The sequence below is a fragment of the Saccharomonospora iraqiensis subsp. paurometabolica YIM 90007 genome (genome assembly GCF_000231035.2).
Classification (GTDB): domain Bacteria; phylum Actinomycetota; class Actinomycetes; order Mycobacteriales; family Pseudonocardiaceae; genus Saccharomonospora; species Saccharomonospora paurometabolica.
On record NZ_KI912245.1, the window covers coordinates 31,318 to 40,674 of the forward strand.

The 9,357-nt window shown below is 72.9% G+C and carries 8 protein-coding genes and 2 pseudogenes; 8 read left to right on the forward strand and 2 right to left on the reverse strand.

All coding sequences use genetic code 11. The features are described 5' to 3' along the window. Positions 1-481 (forward strand): annotated as a pseudogene (locus SACPADRAFT_RS0214085) (hypothetical protein); the annotation flags it as partial. Between the two features lie 93 nt (positions 482-574). Here SACPADRAFT_RS0214085 and SACPADRAFT_RS0214090 read toward each other — a convergent pair. Continuing rightward, on the reverse strand, positions 575-1,030 hold the full coding sequence (locus SACPADRAFT_RS0214090) for a metallopeptidase family protein (RefSeq protein ID WP_007025247.1): 456 nt from the start codon (positions 1,028-1,030) through the stop codon (positions 575-577). 85 nt (positions 1,031-1,115) lie between these two features. Here SACPADRAFT_RS0214090 and SACPADRAFT_RS0214095 point away from each other — a divergent pair, with 85 nt between their 5' ends. The 7 genes from SACPADRAFT_RS0214095 (at position 1,116) to SACPADRAFT_RS0214125 (ending at position 7,712) form a co-directional block, all read left to right on the forward strand. Next, entirely contained in the window at positions 1,116-1,487 is a 372-nt protein-coding gene (locus tag SACPADRAFT_RS0214095; protein ID WP_028662459.1) for a DUF3499 domain-containing protein, read from the forward strand. Between the two features lie 105 nt (positions 1,488-1,592). Continuing rightward, complete coding sequence (locus SACPADRAFT_RS0214100) at positions 1,593-2,945, forward strand: phosphomannomutase/phosphoglucomutase (RefSeq protein ID WP_007025249.1); 1,353 nt, start codon at positions 1,593-1,595, stop codon at positions 2,943-2,945. Between the two features lie 44 nt (positions 2,946-2,989). Next, the gene (locus tag SACPADRAFT_RS0214105) at positions 2,990-3,232 is read left to right on the forward strand and encodes a Trm112 family protein (RefSeq protein ID WP_007025250.1); all 243 of its coding nucleotides are present in this window, start codon (positions 2,990-2,992) and stop codon (positions 3,230-3,232) included. Next, on the forward strand, positions 3,225-4,313 hold the full coding sequence (locus SACPADRAFT_RS0214110; RefSeq protein WP_007025251.1) for an SIS domain-containing protein: 1,089 nt from the start codon (positions 3,225-3,227) through the stop codon (positions 4,311-4,313). The genes SACPADRAFT_RS0214105 and SACPADRAFT_RS0214110 overlap by 8 nt, the downstream gene beginning before the upstream one ends. Positions 4,314-4,387: 74 nt before the next feature. Next, positions 4,388-5,623: a mannose-6-phosphate isomerase, class I gene (gene manA, locus SACPADRAFT_RS0214115; protein ID WP_028662460.1), complete on the forward strand. Its 1,236-nt coding sequence runs from the start codon at positions 4,388-4,390 to the stop codon at positions 5,621-5,623. A gap of 180 nt (positions 5,624-5,803) precedes the next feature. Then, positions 5,804-6,721 (forward strand): cation diffusion facilitator family transporter, encoded by a 918-nt coding sequence (locus SACPADRAFT_RS0214120; protein WP_007025253.1) that lies wholly within the window; start codon positions 5,804-5,806, stop codon positions 6,719-6,721. Positions 6,722-6,914: 193 nt separating this feature from the next. After that, positions 6,915-7,712, forward strand: coding sequence for a hypothetical protein (locus SACPADRAFT_RS0214125; protein WP_007025254.1), 798 nt, complete (start codon positions 6,915-6,917; stop codon positions 7,710-7,712). A 95-nt stretch (positions 7,713-7,807) separates the two neighbouring features. On the opposite strand, the pseudogene SACPADRAFT_RS27750 reads toward SACPADRAFT_RS0214125, so the two are convergent. Next, positions 7,808-9,357: pseudogene (locus tag SACPADRAFT_RS27750) on the reverse strand (hypothetical protein); the annotation flags it as partial.

Sequence of the window (9,357 nt, forward strand, 5' to 3'; positions counted from 1 at the left end):
GGACGGTGCGGCGCTGCGGTCCGCCGGGCCCGACCTGGTCGCTCCCGCCCCGCCGACCACGGACGGTCGTGCGACGGTGCGGCTGACGCCGGTCTCGGCGCCGGTCACCCTGATCTCGCCGGAACAGGCCGGGCGGGCGTTGAGCGGTCAGGCCCCGGACGCCGGGCTCATGCGCCGCCCCGCGTCGGCCCCCGTCGACGCCGAGCCGCCGGAGGTCGCGGTGCGGGTCTCGGACGGCCCACCGGGCCGGCTGCTCGTGCTGGCGTCCCGGTATCAGGCGGGGTGGTCGGCCACGGTCGACGGCGCCGAGGTCCCGATCCGGTCCGTGTGGTCGGGTCAGGTGGGGGTCCCGGTGCCGGCGCGGGAGTCCGAGGTCACCGTCTCCTACGACGCGACCCGGCACGACCTGCTCCTCCTCGGACAGGTGACGGCCCTGCTGTTCACCGTGTTCACCGCGGTCCCGTCGCGCAGGGTGCCGTGAAGGACCCCTTCGCTGCACTCGATGCAGGGAAGGAGGCCTTCACGGCGTCACACGCGGGGAAGGGGTCCTTCACGGCACACGCCGGGAGTGTGGTCAGCCGCCGTCGATGATGTCGGGTTCGACGCCGAGGTAGTTGGCGACCTGCTCGACGAGCACGTCGTGGACGAGTTCCGAGAGCTCGACCGGGTCCTTCGCCCGCGCCTCCAGCGGGCGGCGGTAGAGCACGATGCGGGCGCGGGTGGGCAGGCCCGTCCGGTCGACCCCGGCCGGGACCAGGCGGGACAGCGGCACCGCACCGTCCAGCAGCACCCCCTCGGCCTCCGGGGACGGGATCTCGGTGTCCACCTCGGGGACGTCGTCGACGGCGACGTCCAGCTCCGTCAGATCGTGCCGCCAGCGGGCCTCGATCGGTTCGAGCGCGTCGAGCACCAGCGCGTCGAACTTCTCGGCACGGCTCGACGCCGCGGGGAGCGTGGACGGGTACAGCGGTCCGCGCAGCCCGCGTCCGTGCCGGTCCCGGCGCCGCCGCTGTCGCGAACTACGAGCCATAGCCGGGAAGGGTACGCGCCACGGTCGGGGCGTTTCCGGTGTGTCGGCGGTACGGGAGCCGCCGTGGCAGCTACAGTGGGACACCGTGCGGAGCGTGCGGAAGTGTTCGCGGACGGGTTGCCTCGAACCCGCGGTTGCCACGCTGACCTACGCCTACAGCGACTCGACCGCGGTGGTGGGGCCACTGGCCACGGCCTCGGAACCCCACTCGTACGACCTCTGCGAGGCCCACGCGCTCAGTCTCACCGCGCCGAAGGGGTGGGAGGTCGTCCGCCACGAGGGTGAGTTCTCCGCACCCGAACCGTCCAGCGACGAGCTCACGGCGCTGGCCGAGGCCGTCCGGGAGGCGGGCCGCTCCGATCGCCGGGCCCCCGCCTCGGATCCGCAGCCGGAGGAACCGCAGCCCGGGGAAGGCGTCCGCCGGGGGCACCTCCGGGTTCTGCCCGGCCGCGCCTGACCGTCCGTGACGTGTCGGTAGGCTCCCCTGCGGGTATCGAGGCTTGCGGAGAGTCGAACGCGGCCGTGAGCCGGAAGCCAACGTCGACGACGATCGGGGAGAGGCGTGACAGACCTGTCGGCCATCGTGAAGGCCTACGACATCCGTGGGGTCGTCGGTGAGGACCTCACCGAGGAACTGGTCACCGACTTCGGGGCCGCCTTCGCCCTGCTGATCAAGCCGGACTCGCCCTCGGTCGTCGTCGGCCACGACATGCGCGACTCCTCGCCGGGCCTGGCCGCCGCCTTCGCCGAGGGGGTCACCGCACAGGGCCTCGACGTCGTCTCGATCGGTCTGGCGAGCACGGACGAGCTCTACTTCGCCTCGGGGTCGCTCAACATGCCCGGGGCGATGTTCACCGCGAGCCACAACCCGGCCCGGTACAACGGGATCAAGCTCTGCCGTGCGGGCGCGGCCCCGGTGGGGCAGGACTCGGGCCTGGCGGAGATCCGCGACACCGTGGAGCACGGGGTGCCCGAGTTCGGGGGGCAGACGGGCGGCGTCACCGAACGCGACGTCCTCCCCGACTATGCCGACCACCTGCGCACGCTGGTGGACCTCACCGCGATCCGCCCGCTGACCGTCGTGGTCGACGCGGGCAACGGCATGGGTGGGCTGACCGTGCCCCGGGTACTCGACGGGCTGCCGGTCACCGTCGATCCCCTGTACTTCGAACTCGACGGTACGTTCCCGAACCACGAGGCCAACCCGCTCGACCCGGCCAACCTCGTCGACCTGCAGGCCAGGGTGCGCGAGGTCGGTGCGGACCTCGGCCTGGCCTTCGACGGCGACGCCGACCGTTGCTTCGTGGTGGACGAGAACGGTGATCCCGTCCCGCCGAGCGCGATCACCGCGCTGGTGGCCACGCGCGAACTCGCGAAGGAACCCGGCGGGACGATCATCCACAACCTGATCACGTCCAAGGCGGTTCCGGAGATCGTCACCGAGCACGGGGGCAAGCCCGTGCGCACCCGGGTCGGGCACTCGTTCATCAAGGAGACGATGGCCCGCACCAACGCGATCTTCGGCGGTGAGCACTCGGCGCACTACTACTTCCGGGACTTCTGGCGGGCCGACACCGGCATGCTGGCGGCCCTGCACGTGCTCGCCGCGCTCGGCGAGCAGGAGGGCACCCTGTCCGCGCTGACGGCGGACTACACCCGCTACGTCGCCTCCGGTGAGATCAACTCGACGGTCGACGACCAGGCCGCCCGGCAGGCCGCGGTGCGCGAGGCGTTCGCCCGGCGCGGCGGCACGATCGACGAGTTGGACGGCCTGACGGTCGACCTCGGCGAATCGGGCTGGTTCAATCTCCGGGCGTCCAACACGGAGCCGCTGCTGCGGTTGAACGTGGAGGCACCCGACGAGGCGGCGATGCGCGCGTTGACCGACGAGGTGCTCGCCCTCCTCCGCGACTGACCTTCGCCTCCCGCCTGTTCCGCCGAGAGTGGTAGAGAGGAATCATGGCCGTCACGCTTGATGCGCAGCTCCTCGAGGTTCTCGCCTGTCCCGCCGCCGACCACGCGCCGTTGCGGCCGGGAACACCGGACGACCCGGACGCCGACGCGCTGACCTGTACGTCCTGTGGCCGCGTGTACGAGGTGCGCGACGGGATCCCGGTGTTGCTGCTCGATGAGGCGGACCTCCCGGACACCGACGCCGGTGGTGGGGACCAGCGCGCGAAGGACGAGCCCGACGGTGCTTGACGACACCCTGCTCGACGACCCGGAGCGGTTGTCCGACGCCGACGTCGAGGGCCTGTTGCGCGCGGTCGCCACGGCGGGCGCACAGGTGCGTGCCACCGCCGAGACCGCGGCGGAGGTCGACCTGGCCGGGCGGCTCGAGGGTGGCAGACCCCGCAGTCTGGTGTTGCTGCGCCGCCCCGGCGCCGGGGACTCCGCGGCGTCGCTGCTGCACGCCCTGATCGCACCGGAGAGCCCGGTGCCGGTCGTGCTCGCGGACCTGGTGCCGGGCTGGGTCGGCGCGCTCGACGTGGTCGTCGCCCACACCGACGACCCCCAGGACGCGGACCTCGCGTCCTCGTTGGAACGGGCGGCGCGGTTCGGCGCCACGGTGGTGCTCTCGGCTCCCCCGGACGGTCCGGTCGCCTCGGCCGTCGCGGGCCGGGCGGTGCTGCTGCCGCCCCGGGTCACCGTCCCACCCGGCCTGACGTGGGCGACGGCGTTGACGGCCGGGTTGCTCACCGCCGACGCCCTCGGGACCCCGGTGGGCGACGTGGACGCGCTCGCCGATCTGCTGGACGCCGAGGCCGGACGGTGCCACCCGGGCCAGGAATCGTTCGCCAACCCGGCCAAGTCGCTCGCACTGCGGATGGCCGACCGCGTCCCGCTGCTGTGGGGGCTCGACGAGACCGCGGTGGCGGTCGCCCGGCACGCTGCGCACGCGCTGGCCGCGTACGCGGCGGTCGTCGCGGACGTGTCCGGGTACCGCCGGGCGATGGCGCGTCCCGCACTGCGCCGCGCCGCCGTCGCGGGCTCCGGGGAGCGGGACATCTTCGCCGACCCGGACGATCCCTCCACTCAGGGTCCGGCACTCCGGGTGCTGTTGGTGTCCGTGCGGACCGGACCGGTCGCGGACACCGCCCGCCACCAGGCCGGGGAGATCCTGACCTCGGCCGATCTGCTGGCCCCCGCCGAGGAGATCTCGGCCGACGAGGCGGGCCGCGCGGCCGTGTCGGCGTTGCGACTGGAGATCGCGGCGCTGTATCTCGGCCTCGCGGCGGGAACGATCGGAGGCACCGGCCACGCCGCACCGGTGACCGTCTAGCAGCCAGCGCAACCGAGCGACCAGGCCCGAGTGACCAGGCCGGTGACGACGGCCGGCGAGGAGTTGAGTTGACCGTGGAACTGCTGCGGAACGCAGTCCGGCCCTATGCGTGGGGTTCCCGGACCACGATCCCGGAGTTGCTGGGTCGGCCGGCACCGGCCCCCCATCCGGAGGCGGAGCTGTGGATGGGCGCCCATCCCGGCGACCCCTCGCACGTCGTCGACGCCGACGGGACCGAACGCAACCTGCTCGACCTCGTCGACGGCGACCCGGAGGGGCAGCTCGGCCGCCGCTGTGCGGCGCGCTGGGGTGGCAGGCTGCCGTTCCTGCTCAAGATCCTCGCCGTCGAGGAACCCCTGTCGCTGCAGGCGCACCCGTCCGCCGAGCAGGCCGCCGAGGGGTGGGCGCGCGAGGAGGCGGCGGGTATCCCGCGCGACGCGGCCCACCGCAACTACCCCGACCCGACCGCGAAGCCGGAGCTGGTCTGCGCCCTGACCGAGTTCCACGCCCTCGCCGGGTTCCGCGACCCGCACCGGACGGTGCGGCTGCTGCGGGCGATCGACACGCCCGGCCTGACGAAGTACACCGACCTGCTCGCCGCCCAGCCCGATCCGGACGGGTTGCGCACCCTGTTCACGACGTGGATCACGCTGCCGCAGCCCACGCTGGACCGGCTGCTGCCGGAGGTGCTCGACGCGTGCGTCCGGCACATCAAGGATCACGGGGAGTTCGACACCGAGTGCCGCACCGTGCTGGAACTCGGGGAGACACATCCCCACGACGCGGGCGTGCTCGCCGCGCTGCTGCTGAACCGGCTGACCCTGCGGGAGGGGGAGGCGCTGTACCTGCCCGCGGGCAATCTCCACCTGTACCTGCACGGGACCGCCGTGGAGATCCTCGCCAACTCGGACAACATCCTGCGGTGCGGGTTGACGATGAAGCACGTGGACGTCCCGGAACTGCTGCGGGTGGTCGACTTCGCCTGCGGTGACATGCCGGTGCTGACCGGCGGGAGCCCGGACGGTGCCGGACGGGTCGCCGTGTACCACACCGACGCCACCGAGTTCGAGCTGTCCCGGGTCGAATGGGCCGCCCACGAGCGCGCCGGGGTCCGCCTGGACGGCACCGGTCCGGAGATCCTGCTGTGTACGGCGGGTGAGTTGCTGTTGTGCTCCGAGGACGGCAGCAAGGTCGAGTTGCGACGGGGGCAGTCGGTGTGGCTGCCCGCCGCCGACCCGGCCGTGGAGCTGCACCCGGTCGGTGCGGCACCCGCACGGGTCTTCCGCGCCACCGCGGGTACCTGCGCCTGACCGACCTCCGGCGTGTCCGGATCGTCCCGCGTCGTCCCGCACCGTCCGGACCCGCCGTCACCGCCGGTGTGGGTCCGGACACATCGTGCCCTCCGTTCTCCCGGCGTCGCGGTGTCGCACCGTGATCGGCTCTAGACTTCCCGCGTCCGGTGGTGAGGCGAGACACGGAGGGGGACACGCATGGCGGCCGACGGGGGAACGAGGGCGATCCTGGCGGCCCTGTTCGCGAACGCGGGGATCGCTCTGGCCAAGTTCGTCGGGTTCCTGATCACCGGCTCGTCGTCGATGATCGCCGAGTCGGTGCACTCGGTGGCCGACACCTCGAACCAGGGACTCCTCCTGCTCGGGCAGCGGACGGCCAAGCGGAGAGCGACCAGGCTGCACCCGTTCGGGTACGGGCGGGAGCGTTACTTCTACTCCTTCGTGGTGGCGCTGGTCCTGTTCACCCTGGGGTCGGCGTTCGCGCTGTACGAGGGCGTGCACAAGGTGAGCCACGCCGAGGACCTCGACTCGCCGCTGGTCGCCGTGGTGATCCTGCTGGTGGCGATCGCGCTGGAGACCTACAGCTTCCGCACGGCGATCGTCGAGTCCCGTGCGATCAAGGGGGACAGGTCCTGGTGGGCGTTCATCCGGCAGTCCAGGACCCCGGAGTTGCCCGTCGTGCTGTTGGAGGACGCGGGGGCGCTGTTCGGGCTGGTGTTCGCGTTGTTCGGGGTCGGGCTGGCCGTGGTGACCGGCAACCCCGTGTGGGACGGCGTGGGCACGATCATGATCGGGATCCTGCTGGGGATCATCGCCCTCATCCTGATCGTGGAGATGAAGAGCCTGCTGGTCGGCGAGGGTGCCGCGGACGGCGAACTCGAGACGATCGTCGAGCGGCTCGCCGACGGGGACGAGGTCGAACGGGTGATCCACATCCGGACCCAGTACCTGGGCCCGGACGAACTGCTGGTGGCCGCCAAGCTGGCCCTGCGGCCGGGGCTCGAACTGGCCGCGGTGGCGGCCGCCATCGACGGGGCGGAACAGCGCGTGCGTGCGGAGGTGCCGGCCGCGCGGTTGATCTATCTGGAGCCGGATCTGTACTGCGTGCCGGTGTGAAAGGCGGGGTATCGCGTCCGAGGTTGCGAATCGGACGCGATTCGCACCGGCCACGGTAAAGGATCGGATTCGATCCGGTCACCGGGAACGCAGGGCACCCCGCCCGGGCCACCCACGTATTAGGGTCCGTCCGGACCATGCCAAGATCATGGCCCCCTGTTCCGCTTCCTCCTTCCCGTACCCGGAGTGCCGTATGTCCCTGATGTCGAGGTTCCGTCCCCGCACCGTCGCCGCCGGTCTGGCGTGCGGCCTGCTCGTCGGCACGGCCACCGCCACCGCGGGAGCCGTCGCCGCGGAGGAGGACCCCGGCGAGGACCCGCGCGCGGTCGCGCACGGCGGCAACACGGTGACGTGCGACGGCGCTAAGGATGGCATTCTCGTCAGCTACGGCGACGACGGAGATGTCGAGAACGTTCCGGAACTCGTCTACGAGGGGGGCGTCCCGGAACAGAACCGTTTCGTCGACATCACCGCGATTCCCGAGCGCACCGAGGTCACCGCGATCGTGGTGAAGGGCGGTCCCGGGTACAACGTCTACACACCCGGTGAGAACGGGTTGTCGGGCGAGCCGGCGTGGACGGATCTGCGGGCCCCGCTGAACAACGGCGACAACATCCCGGCGATCAGCCACTGGTTCGCCTGCGGCTACCAGCCGACCACGACGACCCCGGGGGAACCCACGTCGGAACCGGAGGACGAGCCGACGCAGGACGACGGGCCGGACGAGCCGGGTACCTCGTCCGAACAGCCCACCACCCGGACGGAGCCGAGCGAGGAGACCACGACCGGGACCGAGGCGACCACGATCGCGACCGGCGGTTCCGGCACCACGCCGCAGACGGCGGAGACCACGGTGTCCCCGGTGAACGAGAACGACGACCTGGCCACCACCGGCTTCGGCAGCGGCTGGCTGATCGCCCTGGGAGCGGCGCTCCTGCTCGGCGGCGGCGCCCTGCTGGCCCTCACCCGCATCCGCCGCTCCAGGGGCTGAGCGACCCGACCCGGGTTTTCCCGTGAGGGGCACATTCCCTGCACCCGACGCAGGGAATGTGCCCCTCACTTCGTCCTACGCAGGGAAAGTGCCCTTCACGGTCTCCCGGACGGGGGAGCGGTCGGGACGCCCGGCGCGCCGCCCGTGGTCTCGGGGGGTGGTGGGTGGGGTGGGGGTTCCAGGCCCGCCGCGAGGGTGACCGCCCGGTCCCACTCCGGGTCCACGACGTAGTCGGCGTGCCTGCGGAGCCCGGCCACCCAGCGTCGGGCCTCCGTGGGCTCCGGCATCGGGTCGGGCAACCAGTGGTCGCCCCCGAGGACCAGCACCCCCGGGTCGTTCCGGGAGGCGGCCGGAAGCGGACCCACGCTCCCGTCCGGGAGGTATCCGACACCGAGCAGGACGCCGTCGGTCACCTGATGGCGCCAGGTGGTCGCGCCCCCGCCGAAGGTGTCCGTACCGCGGCACAGCCCGCGCCAGCGCTGACCGAGCATGCCGTACAGGCGGGCGAGGCCCGGATGGGCGAACACGGCCGGGAACGCCCGCTGGTACCCCCACTGCAACGGTGCCCCGGCGGTGACCAGCCCCAGGCGTTCCCGTTCGGCGGGGGAGAGCTCCGCGGCGAGCCGGCCCGCGGCCAGCACGGCGAGCAGGCCGCCCACGTGATAGCCGGCGAGGACGACACGGCGTTCCGGGTCCCGTAGCTGCCCACGCGCCCGTTCGGCGAGTTCGGGAACGGCCTTGACGGCGTAGGACGGCGGCACCCCCGGGTGTGCCGCCCGCGGCCAGAAGCACACCAGGTCGGCGAAGGCCGCGAGATGCCGCCCGTGCCGGGGTGCCGTCGCGGCGGTGTACACGGCGCGGAGCAGGCCACCGGCGAGCAGCCCGAGGGCGACCACCCCGGCGCCGGACAACGGGTCGAGCGCCGGGGGGACGTCGACCTCGGCGACCCGCAGGACGACGAGCACCGTGGCACCCGCGCTGAGGGCGAGCGCGATCCCGAGCACCACCCGGTGCAGGTACTTGCGCTCCCACCCGGCCCGGGCCCAGGCGTCGGCGGCCTCCCGCCGGTCCCGCGCCCGGATACCCATCAGCCGGAGCACCTCGGGCACCCCGCGCCGCGCCCGTCGGAACGGCACCGCCACGGCCACCCCGAACAGGGCGACCACGGTGCTCAGTGCGAGTCCGCCGCCCCACAGCAGGGTCAGCAGGTCGTAGCCGTCGGGCAGGTGCAGTTCCGCGTCGAGCAGGTGACGGGCGGTGACGGCGAGCCCCGCGCCGAAGCCGCCACCGAGCAGGGTCGCCAGGGCCACCGTGGGGGCGGCCAACCAGCCGCCCGCCCACGGCCGGAGCCGTGTCGGCAGGTCGGCCCATCTCCGCCGGGCGAGCAGCGTCGTCGGAACCAGCAGGAGGGCGAACAGCCAGGACACCGCGAACAGGGCCGTGCCGAGCAGTGCGACGGTGTCGTCGGTGGCCCGGGTGCCCGCGGCGGCCGACCGTGGGGAGCGCAGCACGACCGCGGCGACCACCGCGGCGCACCCCAGGATGATCAACAGCGTCCGCGTCGCGGGGCCGAAGAGCCGTCTGGCGTGGGTGACGGCCGCTCCCACGGCGAAGCCCGTCAGGGACAGGGCGAGCGCCCAGACCG